The sequence below is a fragment of the Allobaculum fili genome, assembly GCF_020969955.1.
Classification (GTDB): Bacteria; Bacillota_I; Bacilli_A; order Erysipelotrichales; family Erysipelotrichaceae; genus Allobaculum; species Allobaculum fili.
The window spans coordinates 1-1,582 of sequence record NZ_JAHDSX010000087.1 but is presented as its reverse complement, the minus strand read 5'-3'; the positions used below and the strand labels follow the sequence as shown (position 1 = coordinate 1,582).

The 1,582-nt window shown below is 53.5% G+C and carries 1 rRNA gene; it reads left to right on the top strand.

What is annotated here, in order from left to right:
• The first annotated feature begins 27 nt into the window (after positions 1-27).
• Positions 28-1,555, top strand: a 16S ribosomal RNA gene (locus Afil_RS10600).
• Positions 1,556-1,582: the final 27 nt, after the last annotated feature.

Below are 1,582 nucleotides of genomic sequence, written 5' to 3'. Positions count from 1 at the left end.
TAAACGCATAAGCGTTTGAGTCAATATCAAATGGAGAGTTTGATCCTGGCTCAGGATGAACGCTGGCGGCATGCCTAATACATGCAAGTCGAACGGATATCTTCGGATATCAGTGGCGAACGGGTGAGTAACACGTAGATAACCTGCCCATACCCGGGGGATACGCTTTGGAAACGAAGTCTAAAACCCCATAGGAAAGAAGAAGGCATCTTCTTCTTTTGAAACAGGCGTTTGCCTGGGGGACGGATGGATCTGCGGTGCATTAGTTAGTTGGCGAGGTAACAGCTCACCAAGACGATGATGCATAGCCGGCCTGAGAGGGCGATCGGCCACACTGGGACTGAGACACGGCCCAGACTCCTGCGGGAGGCAGCAGTAGGGAATTTTCGTCAATGGGCGCAAGCCTGAACGAGCAATGCCGCGTGAGCGAAGAAGGTCTTCGGATCGTAAAACTCTGTTGCGGGGGAAAAAGGAAGGGAAGAGGAAATGCTTTTCTTTTGATGGTACCCCGCCAGAAAGTCACGGCTAACTACGTGCCAGCAGCCGCGGTAATACGTAGGTGGCAAGCGTTATCCGGAATGATTGGGCGTAAAGGGTGCGCAGGCTGCGCGTCAAGTCTGAAGTGAAAGGTACGGGCTTAACCGGTACAGGCTTTGGAAACTGGCACGCTAGAGGACAGGAGAGGGCGGTGGAACTCCATGTGTAGCGGTAAAATGCGTAGATATATGGAAGAACACCAGTTGCGAAGGCGACCGCCTGGACTGTTGCTGACGCTCAGGCACGAAAGCGTGGGGAGCAAATAGGATTAGATACCCTAGTAGTCCACGCCCTAAACGATGAGGAGCAGGTGTCGGAGGGAGGACCCCGGTGCCGAAGCTAACGCAGTGACTCCTCCGCCTGGGGAGTATGCACGCAAGTGTGAAACTCAAAGGAATTGACGGGGGCCCGCACAAGCGGTGGAGTATGTGGTTTAATTCGAAGCAACGCGAAGAACCTTACCAGGCCTTGACATAGGACGCGAAGACTTAGAGATAAGTTGGAGGTTACCGTCCATACAGGTGGTGCATGGTTGTCGTCAGCTCGTGTCGTGAGATGTTCAGTTAAGTCTGGCAACGAGCGCAACCCTCGTGATATGTTGCTACCATTGAGTTGAGAACTCATATCAGACTGCCGGTGACAAACCGGAGGAAGGCGGGGATGACGTCAAATCATCATGCCCCTTATGGCCTGGGCTACACACGTACTACAATGGCGTCTACAAAGGGAAGCGAACCTGTGAAGGGAAGCGAACCCCATAAAAGACGTCCCAGTTCGGATTGAAGTCTGCAACCCGACTTCATGAAGTTGGAATCGCTAGTAATCGCGGATCAGCATGCCGCGGTGAATACGTTCCCGGGCCTTGTACACACCGCCCGTCAAACCATGGAAGCCGGCAACGCCCGAAGCCGACGGCATAACCCTTAAAGGGAGTGAGTCGTCTAAGGCGGGGCCGACGACTGGGGTTAAGTCGTAACAAGGTATCCCTACGGGAACGTGGGGATGGATCACCTCCTTTCTAAGGAGAAAGTACAAGGAAGTCCAT